The 22,422-nt window shown below is 46.6% G+C and carries 25 protein-coding genes; 11 read left to right on the forward strand and 14 right to left on the reverse strand.

Features of this window, described 5'->3' with window-relative positions; all coding sequences use genetic code 11:
* Window positions 1–16: 16 nt before the first annotated feature.
* From tsaD to ACYRYY_RS03665, 10 genes are all read left to right on the forward strand, one after another.
* Window positions 17–1,000, forward strand: a complete 984-nt coding sequence (tsaD, locus tag ACYRYY_RS03620; protein ID WP_460214138.1) for a tRNA (adenosine(37)-N6)-threonylcarbamoyltransferase complex transferase subunit TsaD — start codon at window positions 17–19, stop codon at window positions 998–1,000.
* A complete protein-coding gene (locus ACYRYY_RS03625; RefSeq protein WP_460214139.1) occupies window positions 918–1,961 on the forward strand; it encodes a tRNA dihydrouridine synthase in 1,044 nt (347 codons plus the stop codon). Before tsaD ends, ACYRYY_RS03625 begins: the two co-directional genes overlap by 83 nt.
* A 146-nt stretch (window positions 1,962–2,107) precedes the next feature.
* On the forward strand, window positions 2,108–4,318 hold the full coding sequence (locus ACYRYY_RS03630) for a heavy metal translocating P-type ATPase (protein ID WP_460214140.1): 2,211 nt from the start codon (window positions 2,108–2,110) through the stop codon (window positions 4,316–4,318).
* Entirely contained in the window at window positions 4,303–4,608 is a 306-nt protein-coding gene (locus tag ACYRYY_RS03635) for an HMA2 domain-containing protein (RefSeq protein WP_460214141.1), read from the forward strand. Before ACYRYY_RS03630 ends, ACYRYY_RS03635 begins: the two co-directional genes overlap by 16 nt.
* Window positions 4,609–4,619: 11 nt before the next feature.
* The gene (locus ACYRYY_RS03640) at window positions 4,620–5,318 is read left to right on the forward strand and encodes a hypothetical protein (RefSeq protein WP_460214142.1); all 699 of its coding nucleotides are present in this window, start codon (window positions 4,620–4,622) and stop codon (window positions 5,316–5,318) included.
* Between the two features lie 11 nt (window positions 5,319–5,329).
* On the forward strand, window positions 5,330–5,659 hold the full coding sequence (locus ACYRYY_RS03645) for a hypothetical protein (protein ID WP_460214144.1): 330 nt from the start codon (window positions 5,330–5,332) through the stop codon (window positions 5,657–5,659).
* A 23-nt stretch (window positions 5,660–5,682) separates the two neighbouring features.
* The gene (locus ACYRYY_RS03650; protein ID WP_460214146.1) at window positions 5,683–6,006 is read left to right on the forward strand and encodes a YtxH domain-containing protein; all 324 of its coding nucleotides are present in this window, start codon (window positions 5,683–5,685) and stop codon (window positions 6,004–6,006) included.
* Between the two features lies 1 nt (window position 6,007).
* Window positions 6,008–6,238 (forward strand): hypothetical protein, encoded by a 231-nt coding sequence (locus ACYRYY_RS03655; protein ID WP_460214147.1) that lies wholly within the window; start codon window positions 6,008–6,010, stop codon window positions 6,236–6,238.
* Window positions 6,239–6,261: 23 nt separating this feature from the next.
* Entirely contained in the window at window positions 6,262–8,361 is a 2,100-nt protein-coding gene (locus ACYRYY_RS03660) for a heavy metal translocating P-type ATPase (RefSeq protein ID WP_460214148.1), read from the forward strand.
* A complete protein-coding gene (locus tag ACYRYY_RS03665; RefSeq protein ID WP_460214149.1) occupies window positions 8,362–9,075 on the forward strand; it encodes a hypothetical protein in 714 nt (237 codons plus the stop codon). It abuts the gene before it with no gap.
* A gap of 43 nt (window positions 9,076–9,118) precedes the next feature.
* On the opposite strand, the gene ACYRYY_RS03670 is transcribed toward ACYRYY_RS03665, so the two are convergent.
* From ACYRYY_RS03670 to xthA, 5 genes are read right to left on the reverse strand one after another with little or no spacing between them, the layout of a single operon-like run.
* Window positions 9,119–9,370 (reverse strand): Txe/YoeB family addiction module toxin, encoded by a 252-nt coding sequence (locus ACYRYY_RS03670; RefSeq protein ID WP_460214150.1) that lies wholly within the window; start codon window positions 9,368–9,370, stop codon window positions 9,119–9,121.
* On the reverse strand, window positions 9,354–9,620 hold the full coding sequence (locus tag ACYRYY_RS03675) for a type II toxin-antitoxin system Phd/YefM family antitoxin (protein ID WP_460214152.1): 267 nt from the start codon (window positions 9,618–9,620) through the stop codon (window positions 9,354–9,356). The genes ACYRYY_RS03670 and ACYRYY_RS03675 overlap by 17 nt, the downstream gene beginning before the upstream one ends.
* A gap of 59 nt (window positions 9,621–9,679) precedes the next feature.
* A complete protein-coding gene (locus ACYRYY_RS03680; protein WP_460214153.1) occupies window positions 9,680–11,806 on the reverse strand; it encodes a Tex-like N-terminal domain-containing protein in 2,127 nt (708 codons plus the stop codon).
* Between the two features lie 24 nt (window positions 11,807–11,830).
* The gene (locus tag ACYRYY_RS03685; RefSeq protein ID WP_460214154.1) at window positions 11,831–12,733 is read right to left on the reverse strand and encodes an AEC family transporter; all 903 of its coding nucleotides are present in this window, start codon (window positions 12,731–12,733) and stop codon (window positions 11,831–11,833) included.
* Window positions 12,734–12,744: 11 nt separating this feature from the next.
* Window positions 12,745–13,551 (reverse strand): exodeoxyribonuclease III, encoded by an 807-nt coding sequence (gene xthA, locus ACYRYY_RS03690; RefSeq protein ID WP_460214155.1) that lies wholly within the window; start codon window positions 13,549–13,551, stop codon window positions 12,745–12,747.
* A 103-nt stretch (window positions 13,552–13,654) separates the two neighbouring features.
* Here xthA and ACYRYY_RS03695 point away from each other — a divergent pair, with 103 nt between their 5' ends.
* Window positions 13,655–14,182: a YqiA/YcfP family alpha/beta fold hydrolase gene (locus tag ACYRYY_RS03695; RefSeq protein WP_460214156.1), complete on the forward strand. Its 528-nt coding sequence runs from the start codon at window positions 13,655–13,657 to the stop codon at window positions 14,180–14,182.
* Between the two features lie 31 nt (window positions 14,183–14,213).
* Here the strand turns inward: ACYRYY_RS03695 and ACYRYY_RS03700 are convergent, their stop codons facing one another.
* The 9 genes from ACYRYY_RS03700 to mutL form a co-directional block, all read right to left on the reverse strand.
* Complete coding sequence (locus tag ACYRYY_RS03700) at window positions 14,214–15,800, reverse strand: hypothetical protein (RefSeq protein ID WP_460214157.1); 1,587 nt, start codon at window positions 15,798–15,800, stop codon at window positions 14,214–14,216.
* A 135-nt stretch (window positions 15,801–15,935) separates the two neighbouring features.
* The gene (gene greA / locus ACYRYY_RS03705; protein ID WP_460214158.1) at window positions 15,936–16,409 is read right to left on the reverse strand and encodes a transcription elongation factor GreA; all 474 of its coding nucleotides are present in this window, start codon (window positions 16,407–16,409) and stop codon (window positions 15,936–15,938) included.
* The gene (xseA, locus tag ACYRYY_RS03710; protein WP_460214159.1) at window positions 16,336–17,751 is read right to left on the reverse strand and encodes an exodeoxyribonuclease VII large subunit; all 1,416 of its coding nucleotides are present in this window, start codon (window positions 17,749–17,751) and stop codon (window positions 16,336–16,338) included. The genes greA and xseA overlap by 74 nt, the downstream gene beginning before the upstream one ends.
* Window positions 17,711–18,013: an FtsB family cell division protein gene (locus ACYRYY_RS03715; RefSeq protein ID WP_460214160.1), complete on the reverse strand. Its 303-nt coding sequence runs from the start codon at window positions 18,011–18,013 to the stop codon at window positions 17,711–17,713. Before ACYRYY_RS03715 ends, xseA begins: the two co-directional genes overlap by 41 nt.
* Window positions 18,010–18,918 carry a hypothetical protein gene (locus tag ACYRYY_RS03720; RefSeq protein WP_460214161.1) on the reverse strand — a complete coding sequence of 303 codons (909 nt, stop codon included), beginning with the start codon at window positions 18,916–18,918 and terminating at the stop codon, window positions 18,010–18,012. Before ACYRYY_RS03720 ends, ACYRYY_RS03715 begins: the two co-directional genes overlap by 4 nt.
* 25 nt (window positions 18,919–18,943) lie before the next feature.
* The gene (locus ACYRYY_RS03725; protein ID WP_460214162.1) at window positions 18,944–19,486 is read right to left on the reverse strand and encodes a DUF4416 family protein; all 543 of its coding nucleotides are present in this window, start codon (window positions 19,484–19,486) and stop codon (window positions 18,944–18,946) included.
* On the reverse strand, window positions 19,486–19,713 hold the full coding sequence (hfq, locus tag ACYRYY_RS03730; RefSeq protein WP_460216451.1) for an RNA chaperone Hfq: 228 nt from the start codon (window positions 19,711–19,713) through the stop codon (window positions 19,486–19,488). The genes ACYRYY_RS03725 and hfq overlap by 1 nt, the downstream gene beginning before the upstream one ends.
* A 63-nt stretch (window positions 19,714–19,776) precedes the next feature.
* Window positions 19,777–20,685 (reverse strand): tRNA (adenosine(37)-N6)-dimethylallyltransferase MiaA, encoded by a 909-nt coding sequence (miaA, locus tag ACYRYY_RS03735; protein WP_460214163.1) that lies wholly within the window; start codon window positions 20,683–20,685, stop codon window positions 19,777–19,779.
* On the reverse strand, window positions 20,682–22,421 hold the full coding sequence (gene mutL / locus ACYRYY_RS03740) for a DNA mismatch repair endonuclease MutL (RefSeq protein ID WP_460214164.1): 1,740 nt from the start codon (window positions 22,419–22,421) through the stop codon (window positions 20,682–20,684). The genes miaA and mutL overlap by 4 nt, the downstream gene beginning before the upstream one ends.
* Window position 22,422 lies beyond the last annotated feature (1 nt).

The raw sequence follows: 22,422 nt of genomic DNA on the forward strand, positions 1-22,422 counted from the left end.
GTTTAAGGATAGCTTTTTGCTTTTTTTAGGAATAGAGACTTCATGCGATGAAACCTCAATGGCGGTGTACGACACCGCCCAAGGGGTGCTTTCCACCCACACAGCCTCTCAGGCGGATATCCATAACCTCTTTGGCGGTGTAGTTCCGGAGGTTGCGTCCAGAAACCATATACTGAAGCTTGAGCCACTTTACAAGAAATGTCTCACTGATGCCTCTGTGGCTCCGTCAGATCTTGATGTTATAGGTGTTACAAATGCTCCGGGGCTGATAGGTGCTTTGTTTGTCGGAGTCGGCTTTGCCAAGGGGCTAGGCTACGGGCTGAAAATACCTGTTATGCCTGTGAACCACCTCTCCGCCCATATTTTAGCAGCGGAACTTGAGCATAAAGAACTTAAACCGCCCTACCTTGCCCTTATAATCAGCGGAGGTCATACGCACATTTATGATGTGGATGCGGCGCTGAACTTCCGGCTTGTGGCAAAAACAGTGGACGATGCTGCGGGTGAAAGCTTTGACAAAGTTGCCAAAATGCTCGATCTGGGATACCCCGGAGGTCCGGCTATTGAAAAGCTTGCAAAATCAGGCAGCGGAGACACTGTACCCCTCCCCATCGCAATGAAAAAGGAAGATAACTTCAGCTTCTCCGGTCTGAAAACCGCAGTTCTGAATAACCTTAATAAAGGAATATACTCAAAAGAAGACCTCGCAGCCTCTTTCCAGAAAACAGCGGCGGACACACTTGTGCTTAAAACCCTGCGGATTGCCCGCAGGCTGAAAAGACAGCAAGTGGTGGTAGCCGGCGGTGTGGCATGCAACGGATACATAAGGGAAACCTTCAGAAACTCCTGTAAAAAAGGGGAAAACGTGTACTTCCCTTCTTTCCGTCTCTGCACTGATAACGGCGATATGATAGCCTATGCCGCAAGCAGATTTTACAACAAACGCAGGTTTTTCTCACTGGAAGGAACAGCTTATGACACCCAGCCCGAAATCGGATAACATAATCACAGAAACACTCAAAAAAAACATTCTGGTCTCTGCGCCTATGGCGGGTGTCAGCACCCCTGCATTTCGTCTGGCTGTCCGTGATTACTTTGACGGGCTGCTCTTTACAGAAATGGTGTCCGTGGAAGGACTCATCCGCTCCGGCAGAAAAACAATGCAGTATCTGGAAATCACAGATAAAGACACACCCGTGGCATTGCAGGTGTTCGGTTCAAAGCCTGAATCAATACATGATGCCATAAAAGTCTGCGATGAAGAGTCTAACGCAGATATTTATGACATAAACATGGGCTGCCCTGTAAAAAAAGTGCTGAAAAGCGGCAGCGGTGCGGCTCTTCTTAAAGATTCTGACAAAATCAGAGACATAATCCGTGCGGCAAGGAAAGCCACCTCAAAACCCCTGACAGTAAAAATCCGCCTCGGCTGGGACAGGGAAAGCATAAATTATCCCGAAGTAATCAAAATAGCCGCAGGTGAAGGCGCAGACGCAATAAGTGTACACGGGCGCACAAAAACTGAGATGTTTTCAGGTGATGTTGACTATGCCATGATAGCCGATGCCGTCAGACTAAGTCCCATACCTGTTATCGGAAACGGCAACGTAGTTGATATTGAAACCTTCACAAAAATGAAGGAAACAGGCGCAGCAGGTGTTATGATTGGCAGAGGCATGATGAAAGCGCCGTGGATTTTTAAAGCACTTTCGGAAGGAAAAGATCCGGACGGGTATCTTACTCCGGCGGAGATACATAAACTAATTTATAAACTAGTGACATATGAAACAATGTTCAGGGAAGAAAAATTCTGTATTGACTCAGTAAAAAAATATGCAGTATGGTTCACAAAAGGCTTAAGTGAATCTACGGCGTTCAGAACTGAGATATATACTGTTAAGTCTATGGATGATACCAGAGAAGTCATTGATAGATATTTTGAAAAAATCACAGCAATCTAAAAGTTTTAAACGTCCGTAACACTCCTTTTCAATTTTATCTGACATTTTTTAACATTTTGGCTTGATCACATTCTCAAAAGGGGTATATGATTAGACAGGAACTAACTTTGTTAACCATGCCCTTAATAAAGTTATAGGTGGCTAAATTGATAACAGTTAAGCACTCACTCAAAGGGCGAATCCGCCTGAAATATAAAGAGATGATCGGCTCACCCTCCCTTGCGGAGTCAGTGGAGAAGTCCCTCCTCAAACTCGAAGGAGTAAGCGCTGCCAGATGCAGTCACATCGGCGGAAACATAGTCATAAACTATGACTGCACTGCCATTCTCCCCTCAGACCTCATCAAAAGAATCACAGAGGTTAAGCCCCTGCCCCGTGCATCTTTTAATGCGCCGGCATGCAAAAGAGAGGGCTGTGTCTGCGTAAGAAATGAGCGCCCCAAAGCCAACACGACTGCAACCGAATTCGGCATACTCTCCGCTGTTCTCGGCGGTGTGTTCATACGCACAAAAATATTCCGGCTGGCAGTCAGTCAGTCGCTCTTCAGCCCTCTGGGGCTCATTGCAGCAGCATTTTCAGTACCCTTAATTGCAAAAGCGGTCAGTGACTTCGGAAAAACAGGCAAAATATCCCTAAACAGCTTCCTCGGTGCGGGAGTGGCATCCGCAGCCATAGCGGGCGAAGCCCTCACAGCTCTTGAGATACTCTGGGTAAACACAGGCAGCGACCTGCTGAACGGATACGTCACAGAGAAATCCCGCAAGGCAATTAAGAATATTCTGGACGTAACATCCAAAACAGCCTTTGTGTACAGAGACGGGCAGGAGATCGAAGTCCCTGTGGAGCAGATACACGCAGGCGATACAGTGGTGATACACACCGGCGAAAAGATCTCTGTGGATGGTCTCATAACCTGCGGTGAAGCAGCGATAAACGAAGCCTCAATAAACGGGCGCAGTGAGCTGGTCCACAGATTTGAGGGCGAGCAGGTATTCGCCGGAACCTACGTGCAGAACGGGCTCATATATGTTAAGGCAAGTCACGTCGGTGATTCAACCTATCTGGCAAGAATTCTCTGCCTTGTCGAAGACTCCCTCGGCAATAAAGCACCCATTGAACTTGAGGCGGACAGACTGGCAAGGAAGCTTGTAAACACGGGCTTCTGGATGACCCTCGGCACCTTTGTAATAACCTGCAGCTTTTACAGGGCGTTTTCTGTCCTCCTTGTTATGGCATGCCCCTGTGCAACAGTTCTTGCAGCATCATCCGCAGTAAGTGCCGCCATATCCAACGCCGCATCAAAGGGCATCCTTATCAAAGGCGGCAGATACCTTGAGGAAGCAGGTTCACAGGAATCCTTCTGCTTTGACAAAACAGGCACAATCACCACAGATGAGCCGAAGGTTATCTCCATTGTCCCCATCAAAGGAAAAACAGAATACGATGTAATATACTCAGCATACACCGCAGAACTTCACAACAGGCACCCTGTTGCCGTTGCCATACGTGACAAAGCAAGAGAGATGTGCAGCGCTGAAACCACCCACGCAGTATGCGAAACCATTCTTGGAATGGGTGTCCGTGCCGAGTCTATGGGGCGTGAGATATTTATCGGCAACGCAAAACTGATGAATAAATACGGAATAAATATATCCAAGCTCGAAAAGCCCTCAAAGGAAGCCGAACAGCAGGGATTAAGCGTCATATATGTGGCTGAAGACGGAAAAGTAATCGGCATTCTCACTGTGGAAAACAAACAGAAGGAGAATGTTGAAGCGGTCATAAACGGTCTGCGTGAAGAAGGGGTGAAGGAGTTCATCCTTGTCACCGGAGATGAAAAATACTCCGCACAGGCAATGGCGGACAGGCTTGGCTTTAATAAATGCCACTACTCCGTTCTGCCGGAACAGAAGGCGGACATAGTTGCCGATATTCAGCAGTATCACAAAGTAACCATGATAGGTGACGGCATAAACGATGTACTTGCATTAGCAAAAGCTGACCTAGGCATAGCCATGGGCGCCGCAGGTTCTGATGTTGCGGTGGAGGCAGCGGATATAGCCCTTGTTGACGATGACCTTGAAAAAATACTGTACTTAAGAAAACTCAGCAGAAAAACAAAGGAAGTTATACACCAGAACTTTATGCTCGCTACAGGCTCAAACATAGCCGGTGCGCTGCTCGGTGCTGCGGGACTGCTGCCCCCTGTTATGGCAGGGCTTCTGCATATAGCCCACACTGCGGGCGTTCTCGGCAATTCTTCCAGACTTTTGAAATATGAAATGCAGCCACTTTCCGTAATAGATTCGGAAGCGGCGGAACTCTCGGAGGATGGGGAAAAATGCTCGAAGATTTAATTGCGGCAAAGAAATATGTCACAGTGGCACACCATGTGGAAGGCAGAATAAGGCTTAAGGTTGACCCTTCCGTGGTGAAGGATCCCGTGAGTAAGAAACTGGAGCATATAAGCAGCAGCCTCCCCGGAGTGCTTGACACACGGGTTAACATAATGGCTCGTTCAGTAGTTATACGCTATGACCCGAACATAATAGACCCCAAAACATTTGAAAAACTGATAACAACAAAAGATACTGAAGTTTGCAGGGAGATTCTTAAAAGATACGAAGACACTTATCTGCAATCATAAGGAGGCAGTACATGGGAAAAAAAGCCGCGGATGCGGAAAATCCCGTAAAAGAAGAAAGCTGCACCGATTCACTGCAGGAAGATTCTGCATCGGAAAAAGAAAAAGGAAAAGAAAACACTCCTCAGAATGCCTTCAGAGCATCGGAGAAACCGGAAGGCGGCGAAATGCCCGCCGGAGATCGATTTGAAGCACCCTACGGATACGCACCAAACGGAGAAGAGTTTATGGGACAGCCCGACTTCGGGTTCCAGCAGCCCCCATACGGCTACATGCCCCCTCCTCCGCCACCGCCATACGGCTATATGCCTATGCCGCCCCAGCCTCCGTACGGGTATATGCCACAGCAGATGCCTTATGGGTATATGCCGCCACCTCCGCCACCATACGGATACATGCCGCAGCAGCCGCCTTACGGCTATATGCCCCAGATGCCCCATGAGCCGCATCACCAGCATCATGAGGAGCAGCATCACCCTGAAGACCCGTTCGGAATGATTTTCGGCAAATTCGGGGACATGATCAAGGAAAATCCGCATCTTTCAGCCATGGGCAAGTTTGCGGATGCGTCAGGGAGCGATTTTGTAAAAGGAATGCTTATAGGAGCGGGCGTTGCCATGCTTTTTTCAAATGATTCCATTAAAGACTCGCTGATGAGTATTTTCTCTAAAACACTCGGCGGCATGACAGACGATGCCGAAGACGCTGAATAAAGGAGGATATTATGCACCATCTTACAAAAGCTGTAACAGGAGCATCCGTTGTCGGAGCGGCAGCAGGTGCGGTAGTGGGCGGAGCAGTATCCGCAGCTAAACAGGCAAAGGATGTTAAAGAAGGCAAAATAACCAAAGAGGAAGCTGCAAAGAAAACAGCAAAAGATGCAGCGGGCGCAGGAGCAGCAACAGCAGTGGGCGTTGCAGCGGCAAGCCTTCTCCGCCTCGGCGGCGTGTTCGGAATACTTACGGTTTTCGCTGTGGCGGCAGGCACAAAATACCTGCTCGATTCATCAGTCGAAAAAGCGTGTAAAGCAAAAGAACCTGTAAAATCAGAATAATATAAAAAAAAAAGGAGACGAACATGAGCGATCAGAAACAGAATCCCCAGAACCCTCAGGCTCAGCAGCAGGCACCGCAGTATGGATATTATCCCTACCCCTATCCCCAGCAGCAGTATGCGGATCATTCCGTTTATCCCCACCTTAAACAGTGGTTTAACTTCCGTGAGCCTAGCTATGTTAAGGGTTTTGCTGTGGGCGCAGGGCTTGCGATCCTTCTCACTAACCCTGCTGTCAAGAAAGCCATAGTAAAAGGCGTTGTCAAGGTTTGGGGCGGTCTTCAGTCCGGCGTTGAAGAACTGAAAGAACAGATAAGAGACGTTCAGGCGGAAGTCGAAGGAGAATAAAGTGAGCGGCGAAAGCAAGGCAACGGTAAAAAAGAAAAAAAAGAATCCGTCTGCCGTAATGCGTAAACGTAAGCTTGTTAAAAACGCCCTGATATTCACAATGGCAGCAACTGTTGTGACAGGGTTCGGCAAAGGCAAAGCCGCTAAGCATCTCCATGTGGCATCAGGTGTTGCCCTTGTCGGTTTAAGCATTTACCACAACTACCTTTATCCCGAAAATATGAAAAGTTAGAAGGTGCTGTCATTTTAGGCTCAATGTTTTTCACCGGACTGGAAAAAGTCGGAATAGTGCATGACATGCCGGGGCGTATCCGCCTCAAGGCTCCCGTTCTGGGCAATCCTGCTCTGGATGCCACACTGGTGGAATCCGGTCTGGAGCAGATCAAGGGCGTGAAATCCGTCCGTGTAAACCAGAAGGCACAAACGGCAGTAGTAAACTTTGACAAAAAAACAGATGTACGGGGCGATGTTCTGGATGTTCTTTCAGCGTTCAGCCATACGGTTTTCAACGCTGAGGAAGAGCTTCAGAACTCCCCCGATTTAATCAATGTCTACTGGGCGGGAACAATGTGGATTCTCAAATTGTTTCTGCCTCAGGGATTAAGACGCCCCCTCACATATCTCGGTGCTGCACCGATCATGATGGAGGGTATAGAAACCCTATTCACCAGAGGGCTCAAGGTTGAGGTACTGGATGCGGCTGTTATAGCCATGCTCCTCGCCAGAAAAGACTACTTCACCGCAGGTTCGATCACATTCCTCCTTAACCTCGGTCATTACCTTGAGGAATCCGCCGAATATAGATCTGACAAGATGCTGAAAAGCCTCATTAAACCGGAAGTTGAGTACGTCTGGGTAGTGAGAGGACAATCAGAGGAGAAAACAGCAGTGGGCGATCTCCAGATCGGGGATATGGTGCGTGCCGGTTCAGGGGAGATGATTCCTGTGGACGGAAAAGTCGCATCAGGAGAAGGGCTTGTAAATCAGGCATCCGTAACCGGTGAAAGCCTGCCCGTTCACATCAAGCCCGGAGACTATGTATATTCCGGCACAGTGATGGCTGAAGGCAAAATTATCATCGAAGCAGAGAAAGTGGGTTCAGAAACCACAACAGCAAGGATAGCAAAATTTATAAGCAACTCCCTTAAAAACCAGTCCAGAACAGAAGTCAAAGCATTTGCTGCGGCAGATAAAATGGTTCCCGTGACATTCGCCGCAGGGCTGGCAACACTTCTGCTCACGAGGGATTTCAGGCGTGCATCGTCTGTTCTTTCCGTGGATTACTCATGCGCATTGCAGCTTGTCACCCCTACAGCCATCAAGGCAAGCATGTACAACGCCGCCACAGAAGGCATATTTATCAAAGGCGCACAGGCACTTGAAAACCTGTCGGAAGTGGACACAATCATTTTTGACAAAACAGGAACGCTCACAAAAGGGACACTCTCCGTAACGGAGGTTCAGCCCTATAACGGATATACAGAAAATGAAATAGTGCGAATCGCCGCATCCGCAGAGGAGTATTACTCCCACCCAATAGCCTCTGCCGTGGTGAAGGAAGCGGCAAACAGAAACCTTGACCTTGAGCATACAGGCGAAGTGGACTTCATAATAGCTCACGGTGTTTCTGCATATGTGGGCGGAAAAAACGTTCTGGTGGGAAGCCATCACTTCGTTGCTGAAGACGAAAAAGTCGTATGTTGTTTTTCCGATGAAGATGCACAGAAAATGCGCACCAAGGGGCAGACAATACTTTATGTCGCCATAGACGGTATGCTCTGCGGGCTGATTGCCCTCAAAGATACCTTGCGTGATGAATCCGCACAGGTTATAAAAGAGTTAAAGAAAAACGGCATCAAAAAAACCGTGATGATCACTGGAGACCACCGTGACTCTGCTCTGCATGTTGCAGAACTCCTTGGAATAGACGACGTTTATTACGAAATGAAGCCTGAAGACAAAGCGGGCATAGTCAAAAAGCTTAAACAGCAGGGATGCAGAATCGCCTTCGCAGGTGACGGCGTAAACGATGCACCGGCACTCCTCACGGCAGATGTTGGCATAAGCCTTCCGCAGGGTGCGGATCTGGCTAAGGAAACCGCAGCAGTTATACTCCTGCGGGAAGATCTCATGGGAATTGTGAAAGCACGTGTGCTTGCGGTTAAAACCATGAAGGTTATCAAACAGATGTTCCGGTTTAACATAGGCGTGAACACAGCTACAGTCGCTCTCTCACTCATGGGCAGAATAAGCCCGCTGACAAGCGCCCTGCTCCATAACGGAACCACGCTTTCGACACTGATTTACGCCCTGAGTCTTTCCTCTTACGGCGTAAAACATAAAAAGGAGAAGTAGATGCTTAACCTTAAAAACGCCGAAAGCGGTTACTGCTACAGAATCAAGAATACTCCGCAGGGGGAATCGGCGCAGAAGCTCGCCGCACTTGGTCTCTATAAAGGCAGTGCCGTAACCAAGCTTGATCTGGATGATGTTAAATACTCCACCGTTAAGGTTGATACTAAAAACGGCGTAAGAGTGATAAGCGGCCAGCTCGCCAAGCATATCACTGTCCGTGCGGGGAGTGGTTCTCCAAAACCTTTTTATGATGCTGCTCCTTCAGCCACAGTAATCACCTACAGCCTCGGCAAATGTGAAAAAAACGCTAAACGCCTCGCCATGCTGGGAATAAAACCCAGAATGAAGCTTAAGATAATCAAAAGTCTGCCCCCTATGGAGTATGTGGTTAATGTTAACCATAAAAACAGAGTACGAATCTCCGAGGCTGTCGCCGCTATGATAATAGGCGACACTGTGAACAGGAAAAACTTTCAGTTCACCTTCTCACCAAAAGGAGTTGAGTTTAAAGTCTCTGGAATTGCAGCGGGGAAAAAAATAGCCACTTTCCTTAACAATGCTGACATAAACATCGGCTCTGTCTTGTCAATGGAAGGAATAGAAAGCGGAAAACGTGTTGATCTTGACGCCGAACAGGAAATAGTCCTCCATACTTTTGAAGGCGTTGTAATTACAATGTCGGAGAAAACCGCCTCACTGATCGAGGTGGAATAAGAAAACCCTTCGCCTTAAAGGGCGAAGGGACATGATTTTTGATTTAATAGTGATATTTGCACTGTAATATAACAATATGACTATTATCAATCTGGTACACAAGTCTGTGTTCATGATCTATACGCCTTGACCATTTACCGGCAAGACTGAACTTAAGAGCCTCCGGTTTACCTATTCCCTCAAATGGACTTCTGTGTATATCTCTTATCAGTTCATTAATCCTTTTCAGGATCTTTCTGTCGTTCTTCTGCCAGTAGAGATATTCATCCCATGCTGTCTCAGTCCAGACTATCATCTTCTATCAGCTCTTTAACAAAGCTTTTGCCTTTTTCATATTCATCAATGCTTTTAGCCAGCTTTGCCGCATTTTCAGGGCTTTTCAGCAGATAAACTGTCTCCTGAAGAGAGTTGTAGCTTTCCAGAGACATCATAACAACAGGCTTGGCATTTTTTCTTGTAATGATAACAGGTTCATGGGTATCGCACACATATTCCATTGTGCTTGCCATATTTTGACGAACCTGAGAATAGTTTTTAGCATCCATATCATACCTCCTGCTATATAATGTACAACTATTTGTACAATTGACAACGAAAAAAATCCTTATCTGCTTTTCATTGTGAGCGAAACTCTGCCCCTGTCCTTATCCACAGAGAGAACACGGACACTAACGTTATCACCCACGGAAACAACATCCGACGGATGCTTGATAAATTTATCCGCAAGATGCGAAATATGCACCAGACCGTCATTTTTCAGTCCGAGGTCAACAAATGCGCCAAAATCCACAACATTAGTGACCTTGCCCTGAAGCATCATTCCTTCTTTTATGTCATCAAGATTTACCACGCCCTTTTTGAATATTACCGGGTCAAGGCTGTCTCTTATATCACGGTCAGGCTTTTCAAGACTGTCCAGAATATCTTTCATTGTAAATTCGCCAAGCCCTGTTTCTTCAGCTATTTTTCTGATATTTTTATTTTTCAGCGCAAGCTTGATAAGCTCCGTATTTTTCAGCGAAACATTCAGTTTCTCTAAAAGCGAATAAGTTCCCTCGTAGCTTTCAGGGTGGATAAACATGGCGTCCATTGGTTCCTCACCGTCATAAACCTTGAGGAAGCCCGCACACTGAAGGAAAGTCTGCTGACCTATGCCGTCAACCTCCATAAGCTGTTTGCGGCTCATGAAGCGCCCTATTTTCTCACGCAGAGCAACAATTTTTTCAGCCGTACTTTTGGTAAGCCCCGCCACATACTGAAGAAGTGAAGGGCTGGCGGTGTTCAGGTCAACCCCCACACTGTTCACCACATCCTCAACCACATTTTCAAGGCTTTCATTAAGTTTCTTCGGGTTTACATCATGCTGATACATCCCCACGCCGATCGAGCGGGGTTCTATCTTAACAAGCTCGCTCAGTGGGTCAATTACCCTTCTGGCGATGGAGATTGCTCCTCTGATTGTTACATCAAGCTCGGGGAACTCCCTTGCTGCGACCTCGCCTGCGGAATAAACAGACGCCCCCGCCTCACTGACTATGGTGTATGTTATTTTAAGCTCTTTATCTTTTATCAGCTCCGCAACGAACTCTTCCGTCTCACGGCTTGCGGTTCCGTTACCGATAGCCACCGCTGTAATGCCGCATTTTTTCATGGATTCAAGAAACATCCTTCTGCTTCCTTCTATATCCTCCTGCGGTTTGGTGGGGTGCATAACACCCCAGTCAAGGAGCCTGCCTGTTTCATCAACAACGGCAAACTTGCAGCCTGTTCTGTATGCGGGGTCAATCCCCATTATAACCTTGCCTTTCACTTTAGGGGTAAGAAGCAGACTTTTCAGGTTCTTTGCAAAAACATCTATGGCTTTCAGCTCCGCTTCTTCTCTCAAAGTTGAGCGGAGATCAAGCTCTGCGGACACGCTGATTGTCTTTTTCAATGCAGTGTTAGAACATTTAAGGGTAATATCATTAAGTTTCATCCCTTTCTGAGCGGAAAGACCCGTCACCGCAGCCAGACAGCGTTCCTCATCTGGAGTCAGCTTTACTTTGAGTACTTTTTCCCTCTCGCCTCTGAAAATGGCAAGAACCCTGTGGGGCGGCAGAGTGGTTATCTTTTCCTCATATTCATAATAGTCTTCGTATGATGTTCTGTCTGTGACCTCTTTTCTCTTTTCGCAGGTCACAAGAGTTGTTGTTGCATAAAGTTCTCGGATTCTGGTTCTGATTTCGGGGTCTCTGCCTATGTCCTCGGAGATTATATCCGCCGCCATCTCAAGTGCCTGAGGAACATCCGCAACTGTCTCATTGAGATATTTTGCCGCTTCAGCCTCAAGTCCGCTCAAGTCCTCCCTGCCTCTTATATAATCCGCAAGGGGGAGAAGCCCCGCTTCTCTGGCTATATCGCCTTTGGTTTTGCGTTTTGATTTGTAAGGAGCGTAAAGATCTTCCACATCCTTAAGGGTTTCAGCGGCACGAATGGCTTTTTCAAGCTCCGGCGTGAGCTTTTCACGCTCTCTGATAGCCTCTATAACCTCTTCCTTACGCTTTTCCAGATTCACTATGTATTCGTATCTCTCAATAACCGCCCTTATGTCCTCGGCTTCCATACCGCCTGTCATCTCTTTTCTGTAACGGGCGATGAAAGGAACAGTGTTCCCTTCGAGGTGAAGTTCAATGAGGTTTTTAACATTAGAGGTTCTGAGCGAGAATTCACTTGATACTTTTTCGATGAACATATCCCAACCTTTTAATAATTTTTTTTATACCCACAGCAGCAGGTAATACCATGCCGCAGCAGTGAGAAAAGAAAGAGGTATTCCCACCCCTACCATAAGTGCTGTCAAGGGTCTGTCCAGACCGTTTTCCGCCGCTATTATGCTGGAAGTAACCATGGGAGCCATGGCAGCCTCAAACACAGTAACCTGAATAGCCTGCCCTCTTGCTCCGAATACGAAGACATACAGCAGGAATATGACAAAGGGAGCGATAATAAGTTTATACAAAAGACCGATCCCCAACCTGCCGTAAGCAGTCTTTATATCTCCCAGATGAAGCTGAAAGCCCACGGAAGCAAGGGCAAGTGGAGTAACAGTAGCACCCAGCGCACGCAGGAAGTCTATCATCCATGAGGGAAAAACAATTGGTTTAAGAATAAGAGCGATCACCATAGCCTGAAAAGGCGGGAACATGACCACTTTTTTCACTATATCCCAAGAGCTTACCTTACCGGATGCGTATTTTGCGGCAACCATAATGCCCAGAGTGGAAAGGACAAAAAATGAGCCCTGATCGCATAAAACACCGATACCGATCATATCTTCGCCGTAAAAGGCATTTATCATGGGAAAACCCACAAAGGATGTATTTCCAAGACCTCCGGAGAGCATGAGACAGCCGATGGTTTTGTCATTCAGCTTAAAAATTTTGCCGATAACAAGGAAAAAACCCGCACCGACACAGAAGACTATCATCCCCATAAGAGCCGGAAAGATAAGATCCATGCTGAACTCAAGCTCATGGATATAAAGCAGTGTCACAGCAGGGAATGTTATATTTATTATGAACTGGTTAAGAACATTCGCAGTTTCCGATGGGAAACGTCCTGAACGCTTCATCACGATTCCCATGACGAAGCTGTAAAGCATTACAAGCATATTTGCCATATCTAGCTCTTCTAAAGGCTGAATTCTGCCCAGACGGGACAGTGGTCAGATGGGGATTCCATTCCCCTTGTATTGTAGTCTATTCCAGCGCCGGAAGTGAATTCCGCCAAAGCCGGGCTGGCAAGAACAGCGTCAATACGCAGCCCACGCTTGGGATCACGCTCAAAGCCCTTGCTTCTGTAGTCGAACCATGAAAAAAGCTCGGTCGAATCGGGATGAACCAGACGGTATGTATCCTTCATACCTACGGAGTAAAACATACTCATCCACTCCCTCTCCTCCGGCAGAAAGCAGCACTTGCCTTCCTTGAGCCATCTTTTCACACTGTCCGCCCCGATACCTACATCAAGGTCGGTGTAGGCGACATTGAAATCACCCACAAGGGCATACAGGTCGCCTTCCTTAAAATTTGTTTTTATATACTCCGCCACTCCGGCGTAAAACTCACGCTTCATGGTGAATTTTCTTTCCGTATCCCTGCTTTCTCCCTGTGGGAAATAACAGTTAATAATGCTGAGTGCCCCTTTTGGGGTGTCATATCTGCACATAATAAAACGTTTCTGCTCGCCTTCAGCGGGAATGCCTTTGACAACGCTGACGGGCTTCTGTTTTGAGATAACAGCCACGCCGTAATGGGTTTTCTGTCCGTAGTATTCGCTGTGAAAGCCCATCTCCGCAAACTCTCCCGCCGGAAAAAACTCATCCTCCGTTTTGGTTTCCTGAAGCGCAATAATGTCCGCTCCGTTTTCTTCCGCAAATGAGGCTATATGCGCCGTTCTTTTCCTTACACTGTTTACGTTGAATGAGACAATTTTCATAATCACTTCCTTAATTTCAGGTTTCCAGTTTACTAAATTTTGTCCATTATAATCAAGAGAGGTTTGGCTTTGCGCCGTAATAAAAATCAGTTATGAGGATAATATGAAAATTCTTTATTTTCCGGGTCTTGCTCATGTGGCGGAAAGAGCGGTGAACACAAAGAACAGCCAGAAATACATACACCTTTCACGCTTGTATGATGTTGATATATTCCCTTACAACAGAACGCCGGATGCCTCAGACGCCAAAGGATATGATGCTCTGGCGGGTTCTTCCTTCGGCGGTTATTTTGCCCTGAATCTCGCAGCACGCCTTGGTATCACAGGCATAGGAATAAATCCGTCTTTTTATCTGGATCAGCGCATTCACTCAATCATGGAAAAAGAAGCAGGAATTGACCATATCGATGCTGAAAAGCTGATAAGCCTCAAATCAACGGAATTATTGACCGCCAATGCGTCAAAGCTGCACATATTCATGAATATGGATGACGATGTCATAGAACCGGAAGGGATAAGAGAAGCATGTGCCAGACATGGAATTAACTTCTATCCGTTCGCAGAAGGCGGACATGAGGCGCAGAATTTTGAAAAAGACATGCTGCCTGAAATAATAAAAATATTAAAATAAGCCGGACGGAGCTTTCCGCCCGGCACTTGCTTCAGAATTTTACAACTTTCGGTGTGTTTTTGGCAAACTGAGGCATTGTCATGCCTATTGTTGCATTTATATAGGTGGGGTCAGTCACTGTGTAGCGTTTACCCTCAAATGTCACATAATCGCCCTTAACGTTATTCTTAAATGCCACTGCAGCAGCTATGTGCCCCGGATAGTCGAGAAATACCACATCAAGTTTGAGCATTTGTTTCACAAGATATGTGAAAAGTATGCTTCTGTCCTCGCAGTCGGAATAAGGGTAATAGATTGTCTCCATGGCGAAAAGGAACTTTTCTCTGCCGAACTGCTGATCATCTGTGGCGTATTTGAAGGCTGTCTGCACAAATTTCAGAAGAATGTTAACAGCTTCCTCATCACTTTTTCCTTTTATAATAGGAGCAAGCTGTGCGATGAGCGGTTTCCCTGCCCACTCAGGAAGTCCTGCCTCGCCGTAGAGGTTGACATCGGTCTGCGGGTGATATTTCAGATATATTATGTCATTCATATTATACGGAACTTTTATTTTGAAAGTCTGACCGCCGTAAGTGAAGCTCAAATCTCTCTCTGAAACTTTTCTGCCCAGTTCAGGATAATCCGTCATGCGGAAATCCATGTAGCGATCCGCTTCGGGGTAGCTTTTCTCATAGGTGTAGACACTGCCGAGGTTGTTTATGAAGCCGTCAGCGGAAACTGCGTAGTATCTTTTGTCCTTAAGGGTAAAATATGAAACTCCATAAAGCTTGGTATCGGCGGGAACAAGCAGGTAGACATTGTTTTTGTCATACGCAGCCCTCGTTTCATATCCGGCTTTGCTTAATACAAACCATGTGAGAAGAACCTTCCCGTTTCTGTCGGCGGCAATTTTCCCCGCAGTTTCACTGACAAGAAGTATAAAGCCCCAGTCGGTCATTTTAAGCTCTTTTTTATATTTAAGCAGGTTATTCATAAGTGGTTCATAATCGGCAAGCGCTGCTTTTTCCCAAAATTCACCAAGCTTTTTACTGTTTAATGGTGCCTCTGCACCGAGGGTAAGTTTTGTATCGTATCCGAGCCTGACGGAACTGCCGAAAAACACAAATTCAAGAGGTCTGCCCTTAATTGACGGAGGTGTAACAATAACAGGTTCAGGAACAGGTACGGGAGCAGGCTGGGGAATAACAGCAATTTCCGGCTCAGGTTTAATGACAGGAGCAGGAGACGGTTCGGGTTTAACAACGTCAGGTGCAGGTTCGGGTTTAACAGGCGCTTTAGGCTCCTCAGGGGCAACAGGTGCGGGTGCGGGTTTAACAGGAAGAGGAGGAAGCGGTTCAGGAACAGGCTTCACAACAGGTAAAGGAGCCGGTTCTTCATGGGGCGGTGCAACAGGCATTTTGATGGGTTTAGGCTCATCAATCTGCTTTATGGGCTCTTCCGTCTCAACCCTGATCCACATTTCTTTCAGAAACGCAGTGAACTCCTTGTCTCTTTCATCTTTAAACTGCTGAAATTCATCCATCTGCGATTTCATATATTCTTCAAATGTCTCAGCATATATCACTGAAAACGTAGCGAACACCGCCAGAATTATTAATGCTGTCCTGCCGAAATGCATAGTTTCCTCCTAATGCGTCAAGAAACCTGAATACAAAGATATTATACAGCTAAAATAGTGTGCGGGTTATATAAAAGTACAGGTAAAAGGAACAAAAATGCCCTCCTTAATACCGGAGGGCATTTGTTAATAGGTTTATTTGAAAGATATTTCTATAATTTCGTATTCGATTTCACCGCCGGGTGCCTGAACAATGGTCTCATCACCGACCTTTTTGTTCACAAGGGCTCTTGCCAGAGGTGAAAGAATGGAAATTGTGCCGCTGCTTATATCAGCCTCATCCGGACCTACTATTTTGTAGGTTTTTCTTTCTTCAGTATCGATATTTTCCACGGTAACAGTCGCCCCGAAGATTACTTTTTCGGAAGAAAGCGAGGAGATATCTATAACGTCGAATCTGCCGATTTTTCCTTCAAGCTCGGCTATTCTCGCTTCTATCATTCCCTGCCTTTCTTTTGCGGCGTCATATTCGGCGTTTTCGCTCAGATCTCCGTGGCTTCTCGCCTCGGCAATGGCTTCCACCGCCTCTTTTCTTTCAGTCGTCTTGAGTCTCTCCAGTTCTTTTTTGACCTTTTGAAACCCTTCTTTTGTTATCGGAATTCTTTCCATTGCCATCCTCCGAAAGTTTCCTGCCGGTGACGAAGGTGTTAATATAGCCGTCATTGAATCTAATTTCAAGTTCATCTTCGAGATGGACGTCTTTTGCCTTCCTGACCAACCTGTTGTTTATACTTACCAGTGCGTAGCCTCTTTCCAGAGCCTTTTCAGGGCTTACCCCGCCGAGCCTCGCACTGAGAAGCTCAAGTTTCTGTTTATTTTCCTTCAGAGCATCCAGAGCCAGTGTTTTAAGCACTCTGTAGGCGCTGTCTGTTCTGCTTTTCATTTTTTCTATGCGTATTCCGGGGTGATGCTTCCTGACTATATTACCGCATACATCAAGCCTTCGGGAAGCGCTGAATAATTTTTCACGCATTTTTGAGGCTATTTTCTGTTCCCTTGAGCCAAGCATGTTTTTGAGAGAAGCTATCTTAGCCGCAGGGGATGATGCACCGAGTCTGCGCCCCAGAAAATCCATCCTCTGATTCAGACGGTTGAGCCTGTTTTCCATGAATGCGGATATTCTGTCCTGATAAACGGCGAGTTCTTTTTCTCTGACAGCATAGCCCTCAGAAAGTTTAACCGCAGCCGCCGTAGGTGTCGCCACCCTTAAATCCGCCGTGAAATCGCATATTGAGAAATCCCTCTCATGACCCACTGCGGAAATGCACGGAACAGCGGTTGCCGCAACGGCTCTTGCCACCAGTTCCTCGCTGAAAACAGCCAGATCCTCAAGCGAACCGCCGCCTCTCATGAGGACAACGGCATCATAAATACCAGTGAGGCTTCCCGCCGTGTTCAGGGCTTTTATAATAGGCAGTGCCGCCTCTTTCCCCTGAACAGGAACAGGCCAGATGTCTATCACAAATCTGCCGCCGGTCTTTTTAGCGGTGGTTATAAAGTCCGTTACAGCCGCTCCGGTAGGGGATGTTATCAATGCTATACGTTCGGGAAGTTCAGGCACAGGCTTCTTGCGGGACTCATCAAAAAGCCCCTCAGCCTCAAGTCTGCGTTTTGTTTCCTCAAACTTCTGCCAGAACAGCCCCACAGAATCATACTCTATCTTACGGGCAATTATCTGGTAGGCACCGTCGGTTTCATAAAGCTTGAGTTCCCCTGTAACCTCAACGGAATCCCCGTTTTTGGGCGTGTATGAACGTGCGGAGGAGGAGGCGCTTTTAAACATCGCCACCCTTATCTTCGCCTTATCGTCTTTCAGTGAGAAGTAGATGTGTCCTCTGGGTGAAACGGAATAACCGGTTATCTCCCCGCTGACGGTGACTGTCTCTCTGAAAGTGCCCTCAAGCAGGTTTTTAATTGCTGCGGTTATCTCCGTTACTGTGAACCGTTTCATTGCCTATTATATATATGTCCTCATCCGGTGAACGCATGTTAAGCTCCTTCCTGATGAGAAGCTCAAGATATTCCTTATCTTTTTTTATAGCTTCAAGCTCTTTCTGAAGGCTTTTTATTTTGGCATCCATTTCCATGAGCTGCGATTCATAAGCATTTTTCAGCCCCACCAGTTCCCTGTATTTCAGCACACCGTTGTGACCGAAAAACAGGTAAAGAACCAGTCCGGCTATAAGCGCAAAGTAAACTAAGCCTGCTTTCATGATTTTTTCGCCTTCTGCTCCACAATTCTAGCCGCCGTCTGTCTCAGAGTGGCGGGCACTTCCCTGGATCTTGCGATATATTCCACATCCTGCGCCATAAGCCTGCCCACAAGTCCCATTGTTATATCAAGCGGAGTCTTGGGGTTTTTAGCCATAGCGCTGATGATAGTATAGCTTTTCATCCATTCCTTGTTCAAGGCAACTTCACGGAAAATATGCTCCGAAGTGCTTTTATTCTTCACAAGGAATTCGACTTCATCCTCCGTCATGCGGGGATTACGCATCACAGCACCGGAAATCTGCTTATTCGGGCTGCGTACAAGAAGTCCGCGAGCCTGTTTGTTGCCCTTGGAAGCAAGTTTTATCTTCTGGGCTATGCTCATTTTCTGAATCTGCCCGTAAAGGTTGTCCTCAAGCTCTTTTTTCACCTCAAAATCAGGCTGAAAACCTGAAATTCCGGTGACTCTTGCCGCTGCCTGATCGCTTAGAAACGGATTTCTGAGCATAAGCACTGCAAGAGAAGGTTCATCTATAAGGATATCCGAATCAGCAAGGTGTTCCAGAATATCTTCCTCAGCGGACTGGGCAAAAGCAGTGAAAATTTCTGTTTTAATTCCTTTATGAGCCGCAACAGCGTTAAAAAAAGCCGGAGAGTTTTTCATCATACGGCAAAGAAACGTAAAAAGCTCCCCGCTCAGGGAAGGATCACTGCACAAAATACCGTATAGATCAGTCCGCTCTTTAAGCCAGTCATACATAGGTTTGGCAAGCGCACGCCGTTTCTCCAGAACGCATTTAACCCACAAAGGTTCATCCCCTGCGGGTACACGGTTTTCTGTAAAGAAACTTAATGCGGTGTCATCATCCGTTTCAAGGCTGATAAACAAAGAGGTGGAAAGCTCCATACCCTGTCCTTATAACTATGCCTGTTTATTCAGATGAACCTGTATGCGTTTCTGCAATCAGGTGATTCCGCATTTTTTCAAACAGTTCCAATGCCTGTGGAAACGTATAGTCCTGAAATGTCCACGGCAGAGGCATGTAGGCATTTTTTCTTCTCTGCAGCTGAAGATCTGCGTATATCCGACCGCCAATATATATTCTGTGAGTAAAGTTCTTTGTGCTTGCCGCCACGACTTTTTCAAGAGCGACATAACCGGGGTCTACATTTATAAACCTTCTTCCGTTCTTCATAAGGCTGTTTTCAAGCTCCACAGCCTTAATCTTGAACTCCGCCAGTCTTTCCGGCGAATCTATAAGCTCATACCCCGCAAAATATTTAGACTGAGGTCTGTCCATTTCCGGAGTGTAGTAATCCGTATGGCTGAAATCAAACTCCTGAGACTTAAATAACGGTTTCCCGAAAATACTGACGATGGCGGTATCGGGTTCAGGAAAATGCTCCCTGTTATACAGAACCGCATTAAAATAAATAACCTTTAAAGGTTCTCTGAAACCGCCGCCGAAAACCATCAGGCCATTTCTATTTCGTCAATTTCCTCGGAGGGTTCGATAGTGGAAACAGCGTGTTTGTAGATCATTTTCTGTGATTCATCCTTAAGAATGATCACAAAGTTGTCAAACCCTTTTATCAGTCCTTCTATCTTCACTCCGTTAACCAAATAAATTGTCACAGCGATGCGTCTTTTCCTGATATGGTTAAGAAAAACATCCTGAATATTTACTTTTTTACTCATAATACCCCCGGAAGTAATAATAACGTTAATTCACAAGTATAAGTCAGGGTTAATTTTTTTTCAAGCCTAATAATCACGCAGACAGGCCGACAGCCTGTCGATGTTCGTAGGGTCAGAGGCACGAAGCTCAGTCAGCCCTTCCATATGCTTAAACCATGTTACCTGACGTTTGGCAAAATTGCGGGTTTTCTGCTGAATGGTTGCCAGAACAGAAGCAAATTCCGCCTCTTTTCTCACTAAAGCAGCCGTCTCACGATAGCCTATAGCTTTGAAAGACTGCATGTTTTCATTATATCCGCAGGCGAGCAGGTCTTCCACCTCGTCAGCCCATCCTGCTTCAAACATCTTTACCACACGCTCATTTATGCGGGCATACATGCGTTCACGTTCATCGGCAATAAGAAAAACAGAGTATTTGTGCCTGGGATGTACATGAAAAACCTTCTGTGCTTCACGGACATTCATTCTGCATAGCGAGTTTATCTCAAGCCCTCTGATTATACGTGTTTTGTCAGACGGAGGAATGGATGCGGCGAACTCAGAGTCAATCTGCCTAAGCCTCTCATGCAGAAGCTCAAAGCCGTGCGCCTGCCCTTCTTCCTCCAAAGCAGCACGCAGAGCATCATCTCTTTCAGGGGCGCAGAAGATGCCTTTAATCAGTGTTTCTGCATAAAGCCCTGTTCCGCCTGCGATTACTGGCAATTTACCCCGTGATATAATATCGTCTGCAATATTTTCCGCATGCTCAAAAAAATCCCCTGCGGAATAGGTTTTATCAGGGTCAAGAATATCTATAAGATGGTGCGGAACAGCCGCCAGCTCTTCCTTTGAGGGCTTTGCCGTGCCGATGTCCATGCCTCTGTAAACCTGATACGCATCGGCGCTGATTATCTCTGCGTTAAAGCGGCTGGCAAGCTCAATAGCCAGAGCGGTTTTACCCGTTCCGGTGGCTCCTGTGATTATGGGAATTATCATCTGTTGAATTTCCTGAACAGAGTTTCCTTATCAAGAGAATATGTTATAGGTCGCCCATGCGGGCAGGTGTGCGGATTGGAGGTTTTAAGGAGATCCGCCATTATTTTGTCCATTTCAGGAAAGGTAAGCTTATCCCCTGCCTTCACCGCACATTTGCATGACATAGTAAGGATTCGGGAATCCTCCTGCCTGCCTTTGGAGCATTCAGCCATTTCAGCAAGCATTTCCCTTATCTCTTTTTCTATATTGCGCTTAAGAATATCCGCAGGAACCTTTACTATTTTCAGGCTGTCTGTGCCGAAAGTCTCAAGCCCGAAACCGAAGGCAGCAAGATCATCGGCATTTTCCTCTGCCGCTTTTATCTCATCTGCATCCGCTTCCATAACCATGGGCTCAAACAGCACAATGGACGGAATATTCACATTTTTTTCATTAAGAAATCTTTCATAAAGCACACGTTCGTGGGCAACATGCTGATCCACAAAGAAGACACTTCCGTTCATTTCGCATATTATCAGTGAGTCGAAAGCCTGACCTATTATCCGGTACGGGCGCTCCTCATAAATCGGCTGTTTGCCTGTTTGTTCTCTGTATGTATTTGAGTAGGATGGCTTTTCCTGAACAGTTTCCATCATGGATGATATATCAAGCGCAGGTTTCGCCTCCGCCACGAAATACTGCTTCGCCTCACCTGTTTCGCCGCTGAACCAGTCGGGCATCACGTTTACTGCGGATTTTTCTTCATCTTCCGCCGGATTATTCCGCTGGCTGTCGAGAGTTTCACGGACGCAGTCATGAACCATGCTGAAAATATCCCTTGAATTCAGCATTTTAACAACTGCCTTAGCGGGATGAACATTCACATCAACATCTTCAGGGCGAACTTTTATTTCAACTGCGCATGCTGGGTATCTGTTATCGGGAATCAGCCTGTGGTAAGCCTGCACAACTGCCTGAACAACCGCCGGGTCTTTCACCACACGCCCGTTCACGGCAACTATCATAGCGTCTCTTCTATATCGCTGAACCGTGGGAAGGCTTGCAGCCATCCTCACAGAAACACCGCTGTATTCTTTCTCCCCATACACAAGCTCATCCACTCCGAGGGCAGATTTTGCTTTCTGCAGAAAGCTTTCATCCCGTCCTGCGGAGTAAGCCTCCTTTGCACTGCTTTTTACCTTAACGGAGACACCATCGGCAAAAACAGCAAACTGCTTAACAAACTTGATTATTTCTCTTTCGAGTCCCTGCGGACTGCCGAAAAACTTCAGACGTGCGGGAACATTGCGGAACAGTTCTTTGACAGTTACGCATGTGCCCTGAACAAAAGGAGCCGGGCGAAGGGGCTCGATAACTCCGAATTTTACACGGAGTTCGTTACCTTCGCCGTTTCTGGCACTTGTTATGGAAAAATCACTCACGGATGATATGGCGGCAAGGGCTTCGCCTCTGAAACCGTAGGAATGTATATTGTAAATGTCGTCAATGTCTTTGATTTTACTGGTGGCAAATCTTTCCACAGCGGCAGGCAAATCACTTTTAAGAATGCCTTTGCCGTTGTCGGTTATTTTTATGAGCGCAAGCCCGCCTTCTTCTATCTCGACGCTTATGCTGTCCGCACCTGCATCGAGGGAGTTTTCCATCAGCTCCTTGACGGCATTGAGCGGCTTTTCCACCACCTCGCCCGCCGCAACTTTATTAGAAACGCTTTCGGGAAGGCGGATGATCTCGTTCATG

It is taken from the genome of Geovibrio sp. ADMFC3 (assembly GCF_054687035.1).

Coding starts and splice junctions, on each gene's coding strand:
- ACYRYY_RS03625 (WP_460214139.1), top strand. CDS start 918: ATGCCGCAAGCAGATTTTACAACAAACGCAGGTTTTTCTCACTGGAAG.
- ACYRYY_RS03635 (WP_460214141.1), top strand. CDS start 4,303: ATGCTCGAAGATTTAATTGCGGCAAAGAAATATGTCACAGTGGCACAC.
- ACYRYY_RS03640 (WP_460214142.1), top strand. CDS start 4,620: ATGGGAAAAAAAGCCGCGGATGCGGAAAATCCCGTAAAAGAAGAAAGC.
- ACYRYY_RS03645 (WP_460214144.1), top strand. CDS start 5,330: ATGCACCATCTTACAAAAGCTGTAACAGGAGCATCCGTTGTCGGAGCG.
- ACYRYY_RS03650 (WP_460214146.1), top strand. CDS start 5,683: ATGAGCGATCAGAAACAGAATCCCCAGAACCCTCAGGCTCAGCAGCAG.
- ACYRYY_RS03660 (WP_460214148.1), top strand. CDS start 6,262: ATGTTTTTCACCGGACTGGAAAAAGTCGGAATAGTGCATGACATGCCG.
- ACYRYY_RS03665 (WP_460214149.1), top strand. CDS start 8,362: ATGCTTAACCTTAAAAACGCCGAAAGCGGTTACTGCTACAGAATCAAG.
- ACYRYY_RS03670 (WP_460214150.1), bottom strand. CDS start 9,370: ATGATAGTCTGGACTGAGACAGCATGGGATGAATATCTCTACTGGCAG.
- ACYRYY_RS03675 (WP_460214152.1), bottom strand. CDS start 9,620: ATGGATGCTAAAAACTATTCTCAGGTTCGTCAAAATATGGCAAGCACA.
- ACYRYY_RS03680 (WP_460214153.1), bottom strand. CDS start 11,806: ATGTTCATCGAAAAAGTATCAAGTGAATTCTCGCTCAGAACCTCTAAT.
- ACYRYY_RS03685 (WP_460214154.1), bottom strand. CDS start 12,733: ATGGCAAATATGCTTGTAATGCTTTACAGCTTCGTCATGGGAATCGTG.
- xthA (WP_460214155.1), bottom strand. CDS start 13,551: ATGAAAATTGTCTCATTCAACGTAAACAGTGTAAGGAAAAGAACGGCG.
- ACYRYY_RS03695 (WP_460214156.1), top strand. CDS start 13,655: ATGAAAATTCTTTATTTTCCGGGTCTTGCTCATGTGGCGGAAAGAGCG.
- ACYRYY_RS03700 (WP_460214157.1), bottom strand. CDS start 15,800: ATGCATTTCGGCAGGACAGCATTAATAATTCTGGCGGTGTTCGCTACG.
- greA (WP_460214158.1), bottom strand. CDS start 16,409: ATGGAAAGAATTCCGATAACAAAAGAAGGGTTTCAAAAGGTCAAAAAA.
- xseA (WP_460214159.1), bottom strand. CDS start 17,751: ATGAAACGGTTCACAGTAACGGAGATAACCGCAGCAATTAAAAACCTG.
- ACYRYY_RS03715 (WP_460214160.1), bottom strand. CDS start 18,013: ATGAAAGCAGGCTTAGTTTACTTTGCGCTTATAGCCGGACTGGTTCTT.
- ACYRYY_RS03720 (WP_460214161.1), bottom strand. CDS start 18,918: ATGGAGCTTTCCACCTCTTTGTTTATCAGCCTTGAAACGGATGATGAC.
- ACYRYY_RS03725 (WP_460214162.1), bottom strand. CDS start 19,486: ATGGTTTTCGGCGGCGGTTTCAGAGAACCTTTAAAGGTTATTTATTTT.
- miaA (WP_460214163.1), bottom strand. CDS start 20,685: ATGATAATTCCCATAATCACAGGAGCCACCGGAACGGGTAAAACCGCT.
- mutL (WP_460214164.1), bottom strand. CDS start 22,421: ATGAACGAGATCATCCGCCTTCCCGAAAGCGTTTCTAATAAAGTTGCG.